The sequence below is a fragment of the Mangrovimonas sp. DI 80 genome (genome assembly GCF_001975575.1).
GTDB classification, from domain to species: Bacteria; Bacteroidota; Bacteroidia; order Flavobacteriales; family Flavobacteriaceae; genus Mangrovimonas_A; species Mangrovimonas_A xylaniphaga.
This window is the reverse complement of record NZ_MSDT01000004.1, coordinates 239350-260499: the sequence shown is the minus strand read 5'-3', so window position 1 is coordinate 260499 and position 21150 is coordinate 239350. Positions and strand designations below refer to the sequence as shown.

The 21150-nt window shown below is 40.9% G+C and carries 18 protein-coding genes; 7 read left to right on the top strand and 11 right to left on the bottom strand.

What is annotated here, in order from left to right; genetic code table 11:
- Positions 1-47: 47 nt before the first annotated feature.
- Positions 48-2249, bottom strand: coding sequence for a DNA helicase RecQ (gene recQ, locus BKM32_RS09005; RefSeq protein WP_053978271.1), 2202 nt, complete (start codon positions 2247-2249; stop codon positions 48-50).
- A gap of 86 nt (positions 2250-2335) precedes the next feature.
- Between recQ and BKM32_RS09000 the strand changes: the two genes are divergently transcribed.
- The 4 genes from BKM32_RS09000 (at position 2336) to lptB (ending at position 5328) form a co-directional block, all read left to right on the top strand.
- Complete coding sequence (locus BKM32_RS09000) at positions 2336-3301, top strand: SIS domain-containing protein (RefSeq protein ID WP_076663511.1); 966 nt, start codon at positions 2336-2338, stop codon at positions 3299-3301.
- Positions 3301-4125 carry a twin-arginine translocase subunit TatC gene (tatC, locus tag BKM32_RS08995; protein WP_053978269.1) on the top strand — a complete coding sequence of 275 codons (825 nt, stop codon included), beginning with the start codon at positions 3301-3303 and terminating at the stop codon, positions 4123-4125. The genes BKM32_RS09000 and tatC overlap by 1 nt, the downstream gene beginning before the upstream one ends.
- Positions 4118-4465 (top strand): carboxymuconolactone decarboxylase family protein, encoded by a 348-nt coding sequence (locus BKM32_RS08990; RefSeq protein WP_076663510.1) that lies wholly within the window; start codon positions 4118-4120, stop codon positions 4463-4465. Before tatC ends, BKM32_RS08990 begins: the two co-directional genes overlap by 8 nt.
- 122 nt (positions 4466-4587) lie before the next feature.
- Positions 4588-5328 carry an LPS export ABC transporter ATP-binding protein gene (gene lptB / locus BKM32_RS08985; protein WP_053978267.1) on the top strand — a complete coding sequence of 247 codons (741 nt, stop codon included), beginning with the start codon at positions 4588-4590 and terminating at the stop codon, positions 5326-5328.
- A 111-nt stretch (positions 5329-5439) separates the two neighbouring features.
- On the opposite strand, the gene BKM32_RS08980 is transcribed toward lptB, so the two are convergent.
- Together BKM32_RS08980 and BKM32_RS08975 are read right to left on the bottom strand one after the other, a co-directional pair.
- The gene (locus BKM32_RS08980; protein WP_076663509.1) at positions 5440-6315 is read right to left on the bottom strand and encodes a DUF808 domain-containing protein; all 876 of its coding nucleotides are present in this window, start codon (positions 6313-6315) and stop codon (positions 5440-5442) included.
- Positions 6316-6336: 21 nt separating this feature from the next.
- Positions 6337-7071, bottom strand: coding sequence for a phosphatidylcholine/phosphatidylserine synthase (locus BKM32_RS08975; protein WP_076663508.1), 735 nt, complete (start codon positions 7069-7071; stop codon positions 6337-6339).
- Positions 7072-7421: 350 nt separating this feature from the next.
- On the opposite strand from BKM32_RS08975, the gene BKM32_RS08970 reads away from it, so the two are divergent.
- On the top strand, positions 7422-8465 hold the full coding sequence (locus tag BKM32_RS08970; protein WP_076663507.1) for a PorV/PorQ family protein: 1044 nt from the start codon (positions 7422-7424) through the stop codon (positions 8463-8465).
- On the top strand, positions 8465-10048 hold the full coding sequence (gene lnt, locus BKM32_RS08965) for an apolipoprotein N-acyltransferase (protein WP_076663506.1): 1584 nt from the start codon (positions 8465-8467) through the stop codon (positions 10046-10048). The genes BKM32_RS08970 and lnt overlap by 1 nt, the downstream gene beginning before the upstream one ends.
- A 330-nt stretch (positions 10049-10378) precedes the next feature.
- On the opposite strand, the gene BKM32_RS08960 is transcribed toward lnt, so the two are convergent.
- From BKM32_RS08960 to BKM32_RS08930, 7 genes are all read right to left on the bottom strand, one after another.
- A complete protein-coding gene (locus tag BKM32_RS08960; protein ID WP_076663505.1) occupies positions 10379-11779 on the bottom strand; it encodes a sugar transferase in 1401 nt (466 codons plus the stop codon).
- Between the two features lie 56 nt (positions 11780-11835).
- Positions 11836-12849, bottom strand: coding sequence for a glycosyltransferase family 4 protein (locus tag BKM32_RS08955; protein ID WP_076663504.1), 1014 nt, complete (start codon positions 12847-12849; stop codon positions 11836-11838).
- Complete coding sequence (locus tag BKM32_RS08950; protein WP_253187439.1) at positions 12803-14131, bottom strand: O-antigen ligase; 1329 nt, start codon at positions 14129-14131, stop codon at positions 12803-12805. The genes BKM32_RS08955 and BKM32_RS08950 overlap by 47 nt, the downstream gene beginning before the upstream one ends.
- Before the next feature lie 72 nt (positions 14132-14203).
- On the bottom strand, positions 14204-15340 hold the full coding sequence (locus BKM32_RS08945; RefSeq protein ID WP_076663502.1) for a glycosyltransferase: 1137 nt from the start codon (positions 15338-15340) through the stop codon (positions 14204-14206).
- 21 nt (positions 15341-15361) lie between these two features.
- Positions 15362-16534, bottom strand: coding sequence for a glycosyltransferase family 4 protein (locus tag BKM32_RS08940; protein WP_076663501.1), 1173 nt, complete (start codon positions 16532-16534; stop codon positions 15362-15364).
- A gap of 734 nt (positions 16535-17268) precedes the next feature.
- The gene (locus tag BKM32_RS08935) at positions 17269-18597 is read right to left on the bottom strand and encodes a glycosyltransferase family 2 protein (RefSeq protein ID WP_076663500.1); all 1329 of its coding nucleotides are present in this window, start codon (positions 18595-18597) and stop codon (positions 17269-17271) included.
- Positions 18598-18786: 189 nt separating this feature from the next.
- On the bottom strand, positions 18787-19536 hold the full coding sequence (locus BKM32_RS08930) for a hypothetical protein (RefSeq protein ID WP_076663499.1): 750 nt from the start codon (positions 19534-19536) through the stop codon (positions 18787-18789).
- A gap of 653 nt (positions 19537-20189) precedes the next feature.
- Here BKM32_RS08930 and BKM32_RS08920 point away from each other — a divergent pair.
- A complete protein-coding gene (locus tag BKM32_RS08920; RefSeq protein ID WP_076663630.1) occupies positions 20190-20414 on the top strand; it encodes a hypothetical protein in 225 nt (74 codons plus the stop codon).
- Here BKM32_RS08920 and BKM32_RS08915 read toward each other — a convergent pair.
- The gene (locus BKM32_RS08915; protein WP_076663497.1) at positions 20411-21148 is read right to left on the bottom strand and encodes a methyltransferase domain-containing protein; all 738 of its coding nucleotides are present in this window, start codon (positions 21146-21148) and stop codon (positions 20411-20413) included. The two genes, BKM32_RS08920 and BKM32_RS08915, sit on opposite strands and share 4 nt — an antisense overlap.
- Positions 21149-21150: the final 2 nt, after the last annotated feature.

Here is a 21150-nt window from a genome sequence, read left to right as displayed (position 1 = left end):
AAAGGGAGCCAACGGCTCCCTTTTACTATAATTTAAAGGTATGCTATTTAATTAGCTACCTCACTGATAAACTTGATACGATACAAACGTAATTCCTCATCGTCGTAATCTCCATCAAACTCCTCAATGGCATCCGAGATTTTATCCGTTTCAGAATCCATAAAATACTCATGGATTTCCTCCTGTTGGTCTTCATCCAAGATTTCGTCAATCCAATAGTCGATATTCAGTTTGGTCCCCGAATATACAATGGCTTCCATCTCCTTGATAAACTCGCCCATGCTCATTCCTTTGGAAGCAGCAATGTCATCCAACGGCAACTTTCTATCCACATTTTGAATGATAAAAAGTTTTAAAGCCGAATTGGTTCCGGTACTCTTCACCACCATATCGTCAGGACGGATGATATCGTTTTCTTCCACATAACGGGCAATCAATTCGATAAAGTCCTTTCCATATTTCTTGGCCTTTCCTTCTCCTACTCCGTGCACATAGCTCAGTTCTTCAATAGTCATAGGATACTTAAGGGCCATATCCTCTAAAGAAGGATCTTGGAAAATCACAAAAGGTGGCACGCCCAATTTTTTGGCATTGCGCTTACGCAAGTCCTTGAGCATTCCCATAAGTTTTTCATCGGCAACGGCTCCTCCAGATTTGGCAGCAGTTACAATGCTTTCATCGGTAGTTTCATCAAACACATGGTCTTCCGTCATCATAAAAGAGATAGGCTCCTTTAAATAAGCCTTCCCTGCTTTGGACAAACGCATCACGCCATAGGTTTCGATGTCCTTTCTTAAATAGCCGGCTACCAACAATTGGCGAATAAGAGCCATCCAGTAACGTTTGTCGTGATGGCTTCCAATACCAAAAAATGGCTGGTCATCGGTTTTATGTGACGCAATCAAGGCATTGGAACGCCCAAGTAACACATGCACCAAATCCTTGGCCTTATATTTTTCATTGGTCTTTTTAACGGTTTCCAAAACAGTCACCACATCCTCTTGGGCTTCGTGCTGTTTCTTTGGGTGACGTACATTGTCATCCATGTCGCCTCCTTCACCAGTAGCATTATCAAATTCTTCCCCAAAATAGTGAAGAATAAATTTACGGCGTGACACCGAACTTTCAGCAAAAGCAACAACCTCTTGCAATAAGGCATGCCCAATTTCCTGTTCGGCTACTGGTTTCCCAGCCATAAATTTCTCTAGCTTTTCAATATCCTTATAGGCATAAAACGCCAAACAATGGCCTTCGCCACCATCACGTCCTGCCCTACCAGTTTCCTGATAATAACTTTCAATACTTTTTGGCATGTCATGGTGGATCACAAAACGCACATCTGGTTTGTCAATCCCCATTCCAAAGGCAATGGTAGCCACTACCACATCCACATCTTCCATCAAGAACATGTCTTGGTGCTTAACCCGTGTTTTAGGATCCAGCCCTGCGTGATACGGTACTGCCTTAATGCCATTTACTTGAAGTACCTGCGCCAATTCCTCTACTCGCTTTCTGCTCAAACAATACACAATCCCCGATTTACCTTCATTCTGTTTGATAAATCGAATGATGTCCGCATCCACTTGTTTGGTCTTAGGGCGTACTTCGTAATACAAGTTTGGACGGTTAAAGGAAGCCTTAAACAGATTGGCATCCGTAATGTCCAAACTTTTCAGGATGTCCTCCTGTACCTTAGGCGTGGCCGTAGCAGTCAACCCAATGATAGGAATGTTCTCCCCAATACGTTTGATAATGTGTCTTAAATTGCGGTATTCCGGTCTAAAATCGTGGCCCCATTCACTGATACAGTGGGCCTCATCTACCGCCATAAATGAAATAGGCACCGAGCGCAAAAACTCTACGGTTTCTTCCTTGGTCAACGACTCTGGTGCTACATACAATAATTTGGTAATGCCGTTAGTGATATCTGATTTAACACGGCGAACTTCGGTTTTGTTTAGTGAAGAATTCAGTACATGGGCAATGCCTTCATTGTCCGAAATCCCCCTGATAGCGTCAACTTGGTTCTTCATTAACGCAATTAATGGCGACACTATAATAGCTGTTCCATCCTTGATAAGGGCTGGAAGTTGATAGCAAAGCGACTTCCCTCCTCCGGTGGGCATGATTACAAACGTATTATGCCCTTCAACAATACTTTGAATTACAGGCTCTTGCAATCCTTTGAATTTAGAAAATCCAAAGTACTGCTTCAGCGCTGAATGCAAGTCAATTTCTTTGATACTCATTAATCCCTATTAGTATTTTATATACATTTGCATAGATTAAAGATATGAATTTCTTTAACCGCTTCAAACCATAAAATTAATAAATTTTGAACATAAAAAACGACATCCTTAAAACCGCGAAAAGAACCATTGATTTAGAGAGGGATGCTATAGATAACCTAGGCCAGCTGCTGAATGACGACTTTGCAGATGCTGTGTCTTTAATATACAATTCCAAGGGTCGTGTCATCATCACTGGAATAGGAAAAAGTGCCATTATTGCCAATAAAATTGTTGCCACCTTAAACTCTACTGGAACCCCTTCAGTATTCATGCATGCCGCCGATGCCATCCATGGTGATTTGGGGTTGATTTTGGAAGACGATATTGTGATTTGTATTTCCAAAAGCGGGAATACTCCAGAAATTAAGGTCTTGGTGCCACTGATAAAAAATGCCAAAAACAAAATGATTGCCATTACGGGCAACGAAAACTCCTTTTTGGGACAACAGGCCGATTACATTTTAAATGCCTACGTAGAACATGAAGCCTGTCCTAACAATTTGGCCCCAACCACCAGTACCACAGCCCAATTGGTAATTGGCGATGCCTTGGCTATTTGTTTATTGGAATTGCGTGAATTTACCAGCAAGGACTTTGCCAAATACCACCCAGGTGGTGCTTTGGGAAAACGTCTTTATTTAAGGGTTAGCGACCTTGCCTCCTTAAACCAAAAACCACAAGTAACCCCTGAGACTAATGTAAAACAGGTGATTATTGAAATCTCCGAGAAAATGTTGGGAGTCACTGCAGTAGTGGAAAACGACAGCATTATTGGAATCATCACCGATGGGGATTTAAGACGTATGCTTACCAAAAATGAGTCCTTCATACACCTTACGGCCAAAGACATCATGAGTCAAAATCCAAAGCGCATCGATTCCGATGCCATGGCTGTAGATGCCATGGAACTTATGGAAGCCAATGGCATTTCACAATTATTGGTGGAAGAAGAAGGCAAATATGCTGGGGTGGTACATTTACATGACTTGATAAAAGAAGGAATTATCTAATGGCGAAAAAGAACGTAAACGAAATGTCGTTCCTGGATCACCTTGAAGATCTAAGATGGCATTTAATAAGGATTACCTTGGCCATTCTATTGGGAGGAGTTGTGGCTTTTTTAATGAGTGATTTCATTTTTGACACCATCATCTTTGGTCCAAAAAAAATGAGTTTCCCTACCTACAAATACCTTTGTCAAATCTCCCAATTTATTGGAATAGACACCACCTTTTGTGCGGAGGAACTTCCTTTTAGGATACAAAACCGCACCATGGGCGGACAGTTTTCTGCGCATATCTGGACCTCCATTTATGCAGGTTTGGTCATTGCCTTTCCTTATATAGTATATCAGTTGTGGCATTTTATAAGCCCAGGTTTGCACCCTAACGAGCGCAAACATTCCCGTGGCTTTATTGTCATTACTTCCTTGCTGTTCTTTTTGGGAGTACTGTTTGGATACTATGTGGTAACGCCCTTGTCTATCAACTTCCTTGGGACCTACAACGTCAGCGCCGAGATTTCCAACGAAATAGATGTTAGCTCCTATGTGGCATTGGTAAGATCCTCTTCCATTGCCTCAGGTTTTGTATTTGAGCTGCCCATCATCATCTACTTTTTAACAAAGGTAGGTCTGGTAACGCCACAGTTCTTAAAGAAATACCGCAAGTTTGCCTTGGTGTTGGTCTTGATCCTTTCAGCCATTATCACGCCTCCAGACATTGCAAGTCAAATTATTGTGGCCATCCCAATTTTGCTCCTGTACCAAGTGAGCATCTATATTTCGGCAATTGTTATTAGAAACCAGAAAAAACAAACCACACATCATGGCTGATTTAGTAAACGAATTTAACGACTACCGCAGTCGTATGAATGAGAGGATCTTGGCCGACAACAACAAGATCATCAAACGAATTTTCAATTTGGATACCAATGCCTATGCGGAAGGTGCTTTGGATGTAAAAACCAAAGAACTATTGGGCTTAGTGGCTTCGGCTGTTTTGCGCTGCGACGACTGTATCAAATACCATTTGCAAACGGCCTATAACGAAGGTTTGAGCAAAGAGGAAGTAAGCGAAGCTTTGGGCATTGCCACTTTGGTTGGCGGTACCATTGTCATTCCCCATTTGCGTCGCGCCTACGAATTTTGGGAAGCTTTGGAAAACCAAGAATAAGGATTTTTCATCTCTAAAATTCATAGTCCGCCAACATATGTTGGCACTTGGTGACGCGTTATATAATAAAATTAAAAATTGTAAGTTTGCCTTCTTAGAAGCAACGACGAAAAAATAAGCCTGTGAAATTAAAAGCCGAACATTTAATGAAGTCCTATAGCGGACGTAAGGTTGTAAAAGATGTTTCCTTGGAAGTGAACCAAGGGGAAATTGTTGGATTATTGGGGCCTAACGGTGCTGGTAAAACCACTTCCTTCTATATGATTGTTGGGCTGATCAAACCAAATGGCGGAACCATTTATTTGGACAACACCGAAATTACCCACTACCCGATGTACAAAAGGGCACAAAACGGGATTGGCTATTTGGCGCAGGAAGCTTCGGTATTCCGAAAGTTGAGTATTGAAGATAACATTTTAAGCGTGCTGCAATTGACCAAAATGAGCAAAAAGGAACAGTTGCACAAAATGGAATCGCTGATTGATGAATTTAGTTTGGGGCATATCCGTAAAAACCGTGGGGACCTACTTTCGGGTGGGGAACGCCGCCGTACGGAAATTGCTCGCGCACTGGCTACCAATCCTAATTTTATCTTGTTGGATGAGCCTTTTGCCGGAGTAGACCCTGTAGCGGTAGAGGACATTCAGCGTATCGTGGCTCAATTGACAAGAAAAAACATCGGAATTCTTATTACCGATCACAACGTACAGGAAACTTTGGCCATTACAGACCGTACCTATTTAATGTTTGAAGGAAGCATCCTAAAAGCAGGAGAACCGGAAGAATTGGCTTCCGATGAAATGGTTCGTAAAGTATATCTAGGACAAAACTTCGAATTGCGTAAAAAGAAATTGCACTTTTAAGGACTTACTATGTTGTCATTGACTGCGTCGAATCTTCGATTTCAGAAGGAGGTGAAACGTAATCAGTATCTTGCATGCTTCATTCATCCCAAGGACCAATAACGTATTAGGTTACTTTTTCTTAAACAACTTCTTAATTACCAACACCACTGCAAGTACAAGGGAACCAATGACCAGCCCCATTACAAACTCGCGCAACATTCCTGGCCAAGACGCCAATATATGATGGTCGTGAAACCAAGGAACATTGTGGGCAAATATCCCTCCTGCCACAATCAACAAGGCCAAGGTACCAATTACCGAAAGTCCTTTGACCACAATGGGTAGCGCTCTCACCAAACCACGTCCCATATGATATGTGGCATTGGTTTCGCCATTGCTAAGTGATATCAATTTCAAACCGAAATCGTCCATACGTACAATAAGGGCAACAATTCCATACACACCAACGGTAGCCAAAATAGCCACTACAGAAACCACCGCTATTTGTACCAACAACTCAGATTCCATCACATTCCCCAAAGCAATGATGACGATTTCAACAGAGAGGATAAAATCCGTAAGAATGGCCGATTTCACCTTTTTTTGTTCTTGGGCCAAAACTTCCTTTGGAGATTTGGCGGCATCAGAGCCTTCTTCTTTATGATGGGCATGCGGTACAAAAAACTCATACACCTTTTCGGCACCTTCATAGGCTAAATACAATCCTCCCAAAATCAAAATAACGGTAATCGCCACAGGCACAAACGCACTGAGCAAAAAGGCAATGGGCAAAATAATGAGCTTGTTTAAAAAAGACCCTTTCGTGATGGCCCATAACACAGGAAGTTCTCTAGACGACACAAAGCCAGAAGCCTTTTCAGCATTCACCGCCAAATCGTCCCCTAAAATTCCAGCAGTCTTTTTTGTGGTAATCTTACTCATTACCACAACGTCATCCATTAAAGCAGAAATATCATCCAATAAGGCAAAAAAACCTGAGGCCATACATGTAAATCTTTAAAATAATTAAGCGTTTTTGCTAAACACCGACAATAGAATATATAAGACAATCACTATGGGGATTGCTACAAACTGTAACAATATTAACAGCACTAAACTGATTAGCAGAAAGCTATAACGAACTTTATTGGCTGCAAAGCTCCAGTCCTTCGTTTTCAAAGCAAACAACCGAATGGACGAATTAAGGATATAGCAACTAAACACACTAAACAGTATCAAAAACCAAGGATTCAAAATCAATTGGCTTAACCATGCCGTACTCTGAAATTTCAAAATTAAAGGCAGGGATAAAATCAATAAAGCATTCGCTGGAGTTGGCAAGCCTTTAAAGGCTGTTTGTTGTTCGGTATCTATATTGAATTTCGCCAAACGATAGGCAGACCCCAAGGTTACCAACAGGCCTACCAGAGCCAAGGGGGCAAAGGCTACCCCATTAAAATCGGCCACAGAATTCCATTCTGCAGGCTGCTCCGAAGCCAAGGATATAGACAGTAATTTGTACATCACCAATCCGGGAACCAAACCACTGGTAACCATATCTGCCAAAGAATCCAACTGCAGTCCCAATTCACTGCTTACCCCAAGTTTTCGAGCCAAAAAGCCATCAAAAAAGTCGAAGAAAATCCCCAAGAACACACAAAAGGCCCCAGCTACAAAATTACCGTGTACCACAAAAAGCACGCCTACACAGCCGCTAAATAAATTCAATAAAGTAAATAAATTGGGTATATGCCGCTTCATATTCTTGGCTTAGTTTTGTGTAAAAATAGCAACTATTTTGAAATGTTTCTAAGGAATTAATTTCCGCTTTTGTGGATTTTGTAGCCTAATAAGCAATATTCATAAGAAACAAACACACAAACCACCACATATCAATGCCTTACAATATAACATTTCCTTGAAAACATAATCCTACAGACCATGCAACAGCTCCCGAAATTTTAGGGAACAAAAAAAGAACCTTAGAAACTTATCTACTCTATATAACTCCCACACAATAAGTGTGGACATTTGTTGTTTAATAGGTTAAAAATATTGTGCATCTTTGTAAAAATTTTTTGCTCTTGAAAAACTATATCGGGCTTTTTTTGATGTTGGTTTCCTTTGGAGCCCTTGGGCAAACCGCTAGAAAATACTCCAATGAATTTATGAATATCGGGGTTGATGCCGCAGCGCTGGGTATGAGTAATACGGTGGTGTCCTTCACTTCCGATGTAAATTCCGGATATTGGAACCCCGCAGGATTGACCGCTTTGGAAGACAATCAATTGGCCCTGATGCACTCCAGTTATTTTGCCAATATTGCCAATTACAACTATATGGCCTTTGCCATGCCCCTCGACACCGAAAGTGCTGTTGGAATTTCCCTGATCCGTTTTGGAGTTGACGACATTTTAGATACTACTCAATTAATAGACGACCAAGGAAATATCAATTACGACCGTATCAAACGCTTTTCTACCGCCGACTACGGAGTCACCTTTTCCTATGCCCGTAACCTTAAACTTAAAGGCTTCAGTTACGGTATCAACGCAAAGGTCATCCGTCGTATCATTGGCGATTTTGCCTCGTCTTGGGGATTTGGCCTCGATGCAGGGCTTCAGTTCCAAACAGACAAAGATTGGAAGGTTGGGATAATGGCTCGCGACATAACTACTACTTATAACGCTTGGGCTATCGATAAGGACAAGTTCAACGATATTAGTGAAGCTGTAGAAGGCCAAAACCAAAGTCTTCCGGAAACAACCGAAATAACCATTCCTAAATTACAGGTGGGCGTTTCCAAAAAGTTCATCTTTCATTACGACTATTCTTTGGTAACGGCTTTAGATTTGAATGTACGTTTTGCAGAAAACAACGATATCATCTCCTCCTCCTTTGCCAGTATCAATCCTGCTTTTGGATTTGAATTTGGCTACACCGATTTGGTGTTTCTAAGGGGAGGCCTTGGGAATTTCCAAAACGAAACCCAGTTTGACGATTCCCAAACCACGACATTCCAACCCAATTTTGGGGTAGGCTTTAAATACCGAGGCATACAAATAGACTATGCCTTTACCGATATTGGCGACCAAAGTGCCGCCTTATATTCCAATGTATTTTCCCTAAAACTCGATTTTAGTATCTTTAGATAGTGCAAAAACCAATTCTTGCCATAAGCTCCGGACTACTGCTGGCCCTCTCATGGCCCACCTATGGCATGCCTTTGTTATTATTTGTGGCCTTTGTACCATTATTGGTATTGGAGCATTCTCTAAGAAATTCCTCTTCAAAAGGCAAGCGATTAAAGTTGATGGGCTATGCCTATCTTAGTTTTGTTATTTGGAATTTTATCACCACCAATTGGTTGCGTTTTGCCGATGTGTTTGGGGCCAGTTTTGCCATTTTGGTCAATTCTTTATTGATGACCATACTCATCCTACTCTACCATACCATCGCCAAACGCAGTTCACAGAATAAAGCACTTCTATTTTTGGTAACCTTATGGATCTGTTTCGAAAAATTGCATTTGGGCTGGGAATTCTCTTGGCCTTGGCTGAACCTTGGTAATGCCTTTTCCGAACACCCTTCTTGGATCCAATGGTATGAATATACGGGAACCTTCGGAGGAACCCTTTGGGTATGGCTTGGCAACCTGATTACCTTTAAAGCCTATTTGGCCTACCAAGAAAAAGGTAGAAAAGCCTTAAAAAATCCTGCAATAGGACTGGCTACACTCATCCTTTTACCAATTGGAATATCTCTCGTTCGCTACTTTACCTTTTCATATGAAGGAACGGCTGTAGAAGTGATGGCCTTGCAGCCGAATATCGACCCATACAGTGAAAAATACCATACAGCCAACGACAGTATTGCCCAGTTACTTTTAAAGTTGACGGATAAGAACATTACAGACAAGACTACTTTGATATTGGCCCCCGAAACGGTATTTGCCGATAATGTCCGTTTAAAGCAGTTCCCCAATGCACGTTTCAAATCTTTATTGGATGGCTATGTAAAACAGCATCCCCAGGTTAATTTCTTGACCGGTATATCTTTCATTGATGTTTTCGGAAATCCTGCTAAAGTGCGTTCAGAAACCAATCAATTAAGGGACGATCTTTGGTATGACGACTACAACTCAGCCATCATGCTCAATGTCTCAGACAGTGTACAGTTTTACAACAAATCCAAATTAGTAGTGGGAATTGAAAATTTCCCCTATCAGGAAATCCTAAAACCCTTGATTGGAGATGTCATGATTGATTTGGGAGGCACTGTGGCCATGAAAACCACACAAAAGGAACGCTCGGTATTTACCACCTCCGATGGTAACACCAAAGCTGCCCCTATCATTTGCTACGAATCGGTATATGGTGAGTTTGTCACAGGCTATGTCCGTAATGGCGCCAACCTCCTGGCCATCATTACCAACGATGCCTGGTGGGGAGAAACCCAAGGCCATAAACAACATTTAAGCTATGCCCGCCTTAGGGCAATAGAAACACGGCGTCCTGTGGTACGTAGTGCCAATACAGGAATTTCAGCCATCATCAATACCAAAGGAGATATCGAAGCTACCCTACCCTATAATACCCAAGGCGCACTCACCGGAACCATCACCACCAACAATACACAAACCTTTTACACCAAGGCAGGCGATTATATTGCACGTATCAGTTTGTTTGTGATGATAGGATTGTTTTTGATCACTATGTTCAGAAGACCTAGAATATAGAATCGCGAAACTGCTTCTCTATTCTCTATTCTCTATTCTCTATTCTCTATTCTCTATTCTCTATTCTCTATTCTCTATTCTCTATTCTCTATTCTTGTATCTATCCTCTTGCACCAACCTTTCATTTAAACACGCCCACTTTCTACGTCATCCTGAGAAAACCCATCCTGAATAAAGCCGAAGGATAGAAGGACTCACTATGTCATCCTGAGCAAGCCTGTCCTGAGCATCGTCGAAAGGTCGAAGCATACTATTCTCTTAAGTCTTGCGTCTATATTCTTTGCTCTTTGTTCTCAAGTTATGCATTCTCAATTCTTCATTCTTAATTCATTACTGCCCTCTATAGTACACTATCGTACTCAAGGTTTTCAGGATAATATTTAAATCTAGGAAGAAACTACGGTGTTTGATATAGTAAAGGTCATATTGCAGCTTAGTCAAACTGTCATCAATGGTAGCCCCATAACGATAGTTAATTTGCGCCCACCCGGTCAGTCCCGGTCTAATCACATGACGGGTTTCATAAAAAGGAATTACTTGCGATAGTTCATTCACAAAATAAGGACGCTCAGGACGGGGACCAATAATACTCATATCCCCTTTCAGAACATTGTAGAACTGAGGAAACTCATCAATACGGGACCGCCTTAAAAACCGCCCAAACTTAGTAATACGGGAATCATTCTTATCGGCCCATTTGGCCCCACAATTGCGCTCGGCATTTACGACCATACTTCGTAATTTAACAATATGAAAGGGCACTCCATTCTTACCAACCCGTTCTTGTTTATAAAATAAGGGACCGCGATTCCCTAAGGCATTACCTAAAAGAACAAATGGTAAAAAACAGACCCCTATCAAAAGTCCCAAAGAGGCAAATACCATATCAAAACTACGGTGAAAAAAGAGGTAGAGGGCATTTTGATTGCTTCGGCTAAATGGAAAATACTTATAAAAATCCTTGCCTATAAATTGAATGGGCACCCTGTGGGTCACCTCTTCATACACTTGCGTATATTCTCTAATAGTAAACCCCCGCTCTAAAAGCATCATCAAATCATGATATATCTCGGGCATAATGGTTTCGGCATTAAAGCTGGCCACCAAAACCTCCGACACCCGTTCCTCAATTATCACAGGAATCAAATCTTCTGGACGATATTCCTTAAGCCCTTTAAACCTCACAGGGGCATCTGGCTCGGCTTCACAATTGATAAACCCGATAATTCGGTAGTTAGGATCAGAATCCTTCAGGGGTCGGACAATATTTTCCATATTGGAAATTTCCCCTACCAACAGCACCTTCTTATTAAATCTGGGAGAGGACACAAAAGTAGTATAGGCCACTCGCCACAAAAAAATGCCCACTATCAAGGCAACATAAAAATAGACGATCTGAAGACGCTTTTCCGGAAGAAAAGGTGTAAAGAAAGGCGTCAGCAAATAAAACAACACCACGGTGGAAGCAGTCAATACCACATTTCGGAAGGTCGTATCCAATTTACTCGATTTATGCAAATCATAAATCTCAAAAATCGTCCCAAACACCATAATGTAAAGTCCCAACACCACCAAAGGCACCGTATGCTCTTGATCTATGGTAAGATATCCAAAACCAAAACCGTATTCCAAAACACAGAGTCCTAACAGGACCATGCCTAAATCCATCAAGCGCAGCAATACCTTTCGTTCTGAAATCTCAAAATGTATATCCTTGGTTGGCCCTCCCATGTGTTAGTTGGAATTTTGTCGTAAATATATAAAGATATTTAACAGAAAGGCAGGTCTTAGGGATGTAATACGACATTCCATCGTTGTTTGACCAGTTCCCAGTCAAATTCTGCCACTACGGCACGGGCATTATGGATCAAATGCTCCCGAAGTTCACTATTCTCATAGACCTTCTCTATAGCTTCCACAATAACCTGTACATTATTTGGGGGCACTAACAAACCACTCGCTCCATCTGCAATCAAATAAGGCATGCCCCCCACATTGGTGCTGACTACAGGCAATCCCAAGGCCATGGCTTCAATCACACTCACAGGAGTATTGTCAAAATTGGTCGTATTGATAAAAATATTATACTCCTTGGCCAATTGGGTCCATTCAGCCTTACTCAGCTTCCCCGTGAACCGCACCGAAACATTCAAATCCTCTGCCAAAGCCCGAACCTTTTCCAAACTCCCATCACTATCGGGCCCCACCATACAAAGCGAAACATCATACCCCTTTTGTTTTAAGTCATAAACAACCCTAACAGCCAACTGGGGGTTGTAAATTTTTGAAAAAGAACGCACCCACAGCAAACGTATACTTTCGTAACTCTTCTTTTCTAAAGGATAATGGCATAGCTGAATACTATTCGGGATATGCACCACATTGGCATAGCCATGCTTTGCAAAAGCATCCTTTAAATATTTGGAAGGAGACACATTATGCTTGGCGTGTTTAAAAATTAGAGCGCACAATTTTGGATGACTGAGCAAACGGGCAGGCAGATTCCCCCCGTTCAAACTAGGGATATAGGGCAACCTTAAAACCCGGCATAGCTGACTCACCAAAAAGGCATAATAAAAATTGCTCGTACTATAGGTATCGATAAGGACTACATCTGTGGATTGCGCATAACGCATACATTGGTAAAGCATGTCAACTAAACGCAAGAATTTGATGTTATGAGATGAAGCATAACGCAACTGATTTCCCTCTGCTTCCAATAATGCCCCTAGCACCTGTATGGACGAAAGATTACTATATTGGTTGTTTAGATTGTTTCCTATGTACAGAACGTTGCTCATATGTTACATTTAAAAGAGAAAGGGCATATATGAAAGACGGAGCGGCAATGCGCATTCCTGAGTGGTTAATTGTAGCAAACCAAAAGCACAAAAATGACCAAAAAAACAAACTGTTTTGGTGTTTACCCCTATAAGCCAAAGGGGTAAATATCAAAATGGTTAAGATGATAATTCCTAAAAAACCATGTTCTGCCAAAAGCCTTCCGACCTCATTATGTGAAGGCAAATGATGCCCCGATTGCTCTACTCTTTTATTTTTTGTTCTACTAGCTCCAATCCCTAAAAAAGGGCTTTCCAAAAAACCATTTACTTCTTCCATAAACAAATCTACCCTTCCTGTTGTGATATCACTTTTTTCTCGTCCTTGTGCATCCTCATTGGCGTAACGTTTATCAATCAATCCCATTGTTTGAGTGGAACTTATCATCCAAGTTATGGCTAAGCCTACTATTAAAAGCATGAATGATCCCATGATTTGATTTTTTTGTCGCAAAGAAGACCTAAAAAACAAAGTCCACAAAAAGGCTCCAACAACAATCACTGCAGCAAAAATCCCTCCCCTACTAAAGGTGACAATAGCCCTAAATCCCATAGCCCCCAATAAGGCTATATTCAATACTTTTAATAAAATATTGGGGGATTGTAAAAACAAACGCACTACCATTATGAACATCCCCAATCCCAAAACGGTAGCTACTTGATTAGGACCAAAGCCCCCTGAGGTTGCAGAATTGGAAGCAGTCCCTGAAAGGGTATCTTTAATACTAGGGTTATATAAAAATAGATAGGTCGTTGTTGCTACCAAAGGCAATAACATATACAGCAGCATATCCAATATTTGTTTATGGGACACTTTCCGTTCATAACAAAATAAAGCGGCAACTCCCAAACATACAGGTCCACTCAATACAAAGGCAATATTCGTTCTAAAATTAGCATCAAAGGTTAAGGTTATAGAGGCTACTACTATGGCAGGCACCAACAAAATAAGATACATAAAGTAAGGATACCCCTTTCCTGAAACACCTTTATAAAACATACCCATTACGGTAAATACGATTACCAAATACTTTGAAGCTTCATAGGAAAGTCCTCCCTTAGTCATCCTAAAAAAGACCTCTGCCCCCACAAAATAAGAACAGGCCAAAAACACATTAAAAATTTTATCTTTCTTGGGGCCTAAAATAATTTTCCATATGAAATAGAGTACCGCTCCTACAAAATACACTTTGGAAATAGATTGAAATAAGAATACCAATAGCCCCATGGCTATATGGAGCAAAATTTGAGTAATGTATTTAGATTGGCTGTTGTTGTGCAATTGTAAATAGTAAATAGTAAATACTAAAAATAACTAAATTTTAAATCCGGCTGTAATATCCCGAATGCGTTGATTATAATATTCAAAGGTAAAGGGCAATGCTACCTTATGAACTTCAACTATATGAGCCGTATATTCTTCTGGAGATAGCCGCATTAACTCCGTCATGGTATTGAGCACACTAGTTATTTCCACATTTCCCAACACCCAGCCCTGCTTGCGGTGTTGTACATATTGGGTTATAGCCGACACCTTTGATACTATTGGGAGACATCCAAAATTCATTGCTTCAGCAATGACCTTTGGAAAACCTTCCGAAGCTGTTGTAGGCATCAAAAATACATCACTCTTCCTATAGATTTGAAATACTTGCTCCCTATCCAAGCTTCCATGCCATACCACAGGAACTTCAATATTTTTTGCCAAAGACTTATAAGTCTCCAACGCTGTTCCTTCTCCTACCAAATGCAAAGCTTCTATCTTAGAACACATTTCTTCATCCAAAGCCCTAAAGGCTTCAAGGATACGCCCCACCCCCTTGGCTCCTTCAATACGACCTACATAGCAAAAGGTCCAACGCTTAGGCAGTCCCCTTTGTCTCGTCCACAAATCTCCTTCCTTAACATCTGTTTGAGTTAAACATGGATTCTCAAAGGTCTGACAGTGCTCAGGTTGGGACGGCCAACGTCCATTGATTGTCACGGTTCTAGATTGTCTCTGTAACCACCAGCGCTGCCAACGATAGCCCAAAGGGGGGGTTGCTTGATTCCAATTCCCTGCATACTTAAACCAACCTGGTTTCTGACTATACCAACTTAAAAAAGGCAATGTATATGCTCCTATGCCCGTGGGTGCCCGAAACTGGAAACAATCCACCTGTTTAAGGGTACTATATATCACAGCTAAGGTTTTAGGGGCCTGCCATAGCACGTCCAACTTAGCATAAAGTCCTTGGCCTCCCACAGCAGGAATAGCTACAAAATGGACTTTTTTGGATTGATACGGTAGGGTACTTTTTGGGGGTATTCCCTTATGCCACATGGCCACATGCCAAATCTCCTCAAACACTTCCAACAAATGGTTGATTTCATTAACGGTGGGGCCCCAACCTACAATATTCCCATCTTCAGAGGTATAATGTTCCGTATGTGAAATGATGGCTAATTTCAAAATCTATGAGGTATATAACTATTACTTACCATTGTATCTATCCCGTAAACCATTCACTTCTCTTTTTACTGCCCATTTCTCATTGTAAAGTTCTTTCTCAATAACCGCTATATACCTCATCACAATCGCCTCCCAATCATGTTCCAAAGCCCAGGTTTTAGCTGCTTTGGAATAATTTGGATAATCCTTTAAAATGGTTTGTAGAGCCTGCAGCATTGCCTCAGAATCTCCGAGAGGAACCAATTCTCCGGTATACCCGGGTACAATAGCATCGGCTATCCCGCAGTCCTTACTCCCAATGGCTGGAACGCCAAAAACATTGGCTTCCAAAATAGCAATTCCAAATCCTTCCACATCACCACTATGAGTGCCCATGCTTAACATGACAAATACATCTGACTCCTTCAACAGCCCTTTAAGAGCTTCATCGGACACTCTCCCGTGAAAACTCACATGATCCCCTACCCCCAACACTTCAGCTTCTTTCTGAAATGCCTTCCAATCAGTGGGCAAACCTACACAATGGTAATGCAGTTCGGGATAATTTTGCAATAACCTCGGTAAAATTCTGATGACATTCAATTGTCCCTTACGCTCTGAAACATGCCCCACCGTAATCAGTTTGGGGATTCCTTCCAAACGCTCAACACTTTTCAAATCTTCCTTTACCCAATCGGCTTCAATTCCATTAGGAACCACTGTAGTTCGTTGTTGTAAATTTTCCGGGAGCAATCCTCTCGTAAACTTTGACACCGCTATAATATGGGCCATTTGTCCTAAAGACATTTGAACAGTCCCTCGTAAAATCTTATTTTTAAAATTAACCTCCGTACCATGGACCACCGCCAAGGCTGGACGCTTCACAACATTGATTCCCAAAGCTACACTCCAAAGGGAAAATTTCCCAGAAGCCAACACCATATCGGCCCATCCGATGGACTTCAACAGCAATTGTAGGCGTTTTACATACATGAGTCCTCTAACTTTATGCAAAGGAACCCTCATGACTTCAAAAGGTAATTGGGCATCAAACTCCTGTTCCTCATTTAGATCCCAAGTTCTCTGATCGGCAACAACCCTTACTTCATATCCATTAAGGTTCAAATACTTGGCTAATTGATAAGCATGCCTTCCTATCCCTCCTGGTAAAGGAGGAAATTCGGATGTAATAATAAGAAGATTTTTGGTTTTCAAGGACGTTTCAATCTGCTGTAAAATAAAGCTATAATCCTGCAGAGCGCAAATTTTTTAGAAAGGAATTTATATGCAACTGTATTCTACAATAGAAAATGGTATTTAAAGGTTGCCCCCAAAGAAACAGATTAGGATGAGCACATGTGATTCTATCACACAACATACCCCTTTTTGGTTCCCACCCATTACTTTATTGCTGATTTTACTTCATATCCCCCAAAAAAAACCTTTTCTAATTGGTCGACATTCTTAGACAAACACTGGAGAACAATACCATTAAAACTAAAATAAACCACTGATATTAAGGCTCTTATTTTAACAAACAATACAATGGTGTACTCTTCAATTAAAATACTCTAAGTAGAACAAAGTCATTTGAAGTTATTTATAAATCCTAAGGCTTACTAAATTTCATCTAATTGCCCAATTCAAACAAGAAAGCCCTTCCGAACACTAATCAACCTCTATAAAATGAATACCGGAAAGGCTTTTTTGAAGATACTGCTATTAACTGTTGCTAAGTTAGGTATAAAAGATTGCCACACAAGACATCCTTAATTTAGTTATACACATGGTTTTCAACACCTTCCACGCACACTTATAAACATCTTATACACTCTCATATCAACAAATCATGAATTCCCCTACAACAAACAGTTCATCTGACTCTATAGTCTACAATCTACCCCATGCTTTCGACTTCTTTACCTTAAGCTCTTTTTAGAACTATCAGTTTACAATTCTCCAATCATCGGCCCCTCCTCCAACTTTCTAGTGGCCAAACGCCAGGATTTCCAAACCTGAAACACGACCAAAGGCAACATAAATACGGACAGTAGTGCCCCCAAGACCAACATTAAACGATTTTGCTTAAAACGATAGGGCAAAATAGAAATAGGCACCGTCCTTAACAAAGCATATCTGGTGGCCCTACCCCCAAAATAACCCCTAAAAAAATACAGCACACTGGGAATCGGCCGCGGCGCCAACAGCTTATTGGTACGAAAAGCATCCCAACTGCCCATTTCCCGTAGCCCCCCACTATCTACCTTCAGATGCAAACGTTCGGCATATGGGTTGGACACATTCAAAAAACCCGCCCTATAAGCACGAAGACCAAATTCTCCATCTCCCATACGCTGCTTTTCAAACTGACGATCGAACAAGCCAATATCCTCAAATACCTCCCTTTTAATCAAAACATTTCCTGTGTCCAATTGATCGCTTACCTTAAAAAAAACATAATGTTCCGGAACCTTGGCCCCCACTTTCGAAATGGATACCCCTGAAGAAATATCGGCCTTAAAAAAATCCAAAGCCTTGATATGGGAAGAAATCCAATCGGGTGCCACTCGGCTATCATCATCAAACAATAGCAAGTAGTCCCCTTGTGCTTCTTGTATCGCTCGGTTCCGCGCCAACCAAAGGGCTTGTTCCTCTTGGTAAAACACTTTCAAGTCCACCCCTAAATCCTTATAAAAAGCCTCTTTAAAGGGTTGGGACTGGTCCACCACCAACACCTCAAAATTAGGGTAGTCCTGTTGTGTCAAGTCCTGCAAGACATCCTTTAGATAAGTATAGCGGCTCAAAGTAGGGATGATGACAGATACTTTGGGGGCCTTTTCTAGCAAAGAACTTTTAAAACCATACCACCCTTCATGACTAAGTGGATGTTTTAAATACGTACTACGTATAGCATGACGACTATACCAAAAGGCTTTGACTTCCTTAATAGGATTACAAAAACTTCCCAACCGCAATCCCAACACATACCAAACCCAAGCTTTATTGAAATATTTACGGATAAATCGGTACTCGTCTACCAAAGGTAATTCTACAGCTTCCGAATAAACCTCAGCGTCCCCAATATACCCCTTCTGCAAAGCCTGCCAAGACAAGTCATGTAGTTGTGCCAAGGCACTTTCAAAGCCCGAGTCGGCTTCCAACTGCTTCTTTATGATTATTGGCAACTCCTCTACTTTAGGAAAGATTCCTTTATCATTATTCCTGTTTAAAGAAAAATAATGGGTAGGCTGAAGATAGTTTAGAAATTTAAATAGCATTTTTAGTTGATTGCTTCAGTTATAAAGACCTCTCGATTGTTGTTTTTAGCCTTATAAACTTTAAGGGACTAAAAATAGTAAATCGTCTTCACTTTAATGGAACTCCACTTTTTTTCTTTCAAAAGCTGACATATACAACATACAAAGAGGACTTAAGCCCTCTTTGTTCATTTGATTTTCACTTTTCCTTTATACTATATCTATCAATTGCAAAGCATTGAAAGCTCCATTATTCAAAGGATATTGGACTGCATTGACTTCTTGATAGAATGCCACTTTCAGAAAAAAGCATTGATTTCCAGAACCACTTGGTACCGCCGAGGGAGTCAAAGTGACCGAGGTGGCGAGACCATCTATGGGCATATTAGTCACAGGACTAAGCTGCAGCTCCTTTATTCGGGTTTCGAAATCGATATTCAACACCCCACTAATGAAACTTACATGCGTAGCCCCTTCAGGCAGATCCAAATTTTGACTAGGTATGAAATTGGTAATACTCACTTCCCCGGTGGTTGTGTTAAGTGTAAAATCGGAACGTAGGACTACCCCCAATAAAGCATTCGCATTAAAGTCAAATCCCTTTAGGTCTGTTTGACCTTGTACTGTCTGTAACCCCAAAGCCACATTACGAGCTCCTCTTAGCGAGGTTGTATCAGCATTTTTCACTTTTGCCATAACCTGAGTGAGCCTAGATGTCACAAGGCCATCCTTAGCATCGACCAACAAGTCTAAAATTGCCCTCCTAAGGAGCTTCCCTGCCGAGGCGGCATTGCCAAACTCGGCCCCATTTTCCCTTGTTCTAGCAAAGGCTGGATCGGACTGGATGCGATTTTTAATTACCCCCCTTTTGGTTTTTACCAAATACCCTTGTTTGCCCTTATAAAAGGTAAGATCGTCCAGGGTTCCTTCGATCTTGATTATGCTTCTTAATTTTGCCATACTTTCATTTTTTATCTGCTGTAATTACTTACAAGCAATATTAAACTTCCTTTACAGCCATTGGCTTTTCCCAATTACACCTTATAAACCTTGGCCACTGTTTATAATTTATTTGAGGCAATTCCTTTGGCCTTTTTCAAACTTCGGAAGTTTTTGGATTTACTCTTTTCCAAAATTGCCGCTATGTCACCTTTAAGACCATTCACTACCAACTAGTCAACCTTTAACTGCTTCCTTCCTAAATCTTTTTAAATGGTTAAGATTAGCCACTTCCGCCGATTTCGCCGTTTTGTGCCCTTTTCCTGTCTTTCTGCCAAAACCGCTTTGGCATACATTTCCCATACTTAAGGCATACTTGAACTATAGGGTCTCTTGGGAGTATTAGAGCGTTATTTTTTAACTTGAATATTAGGTGCACATGGATGATCTTCTGAAAGTAACCTTCTGCTCCTCTTACATAAAGAGCACATTTCTCACCCATAAGCCCAGGACATATGAACTAGATGTGTTAAAGAAAGTCCTAAGTGTCAAAATTTAGAGCGGTATTATACGAAACAGCAATTTTTAACGTTATTTATCTTACAAAATAAAATTTTGTGAATTCCTCTAGATATTTGAGTATTTATACGTGTGCCCTCCAAATGGGCTACCACATGAACAGGCTTAGCATGTACCGGATTTGTATATACCCCAAAGACGTTTCATGGCTTACCGGCAAAGGTGAGCGCTATGCCCGCGACCTGATTAGAGATATCAAGCTTCTTCATCACAAAGACCGACACCAATTGGTCACCATTAAAGAATTTTGTGAGTATACGGGACTACCCTATGACGATGTTTTTAATGTGATTAACCAAAAAGGCAGCTCTCGTCATTAGCTTTTTTGAAAGCACCAAACTACGTGATCTTCAAACAAGCCAAACTTTTCTATATCTGAAGGCGGTAGATTTTGGACTTTCAGTTCTTGTGTTTTAAATCCGACTTTTTCAAACCGCAAATAATAATCCAGGCCACAACTCCTACAATGGTCATGGTGCCCATGGACTTTTTCAAAATCCTTAGACGGAATTTCCGAATCTTCAAAAGTGTGAGGACTTTTTAAAGGATAGATTGGCACACTCACCAAAAAATGACCTCCGGTTTTTAAAAGCCGATATACCTCTTCGATTGCCCGAACATCCTGGACAATATGCTCCAAAACATGCCATGCGACTACCAAATCGTAATTTTCAGAAAGTAAATTGGTATGGGTAATGTCTTGAACTATATTGATATGTTTTACAGGCCTTATATTCAATCTATCGTATGTACTCCCTTTCTGCAAATTCTTTGCCATGTATGTGTTTTCATTTAGATTGGGAGCTATATGAAGTACTCTCTTGGGATTTTGTATCAAGTTGAAGTATTCCAAAGCAAATGGCATCAAACGGGTTCTTTGAAGTGACCTACATTTAGGGCACTTTCCCTCGAAAAATTGTGTTCCCTTCCAATTACAGATGTCACATTGTACATTATCTCCAGCATGCAGGACCACACGTCTTTTATTTAACAAAAAGTCCTTAGCTTTATTTACATAAGCCCTTGGGTTATTGACAAAATTGGCTAGTTTCATTT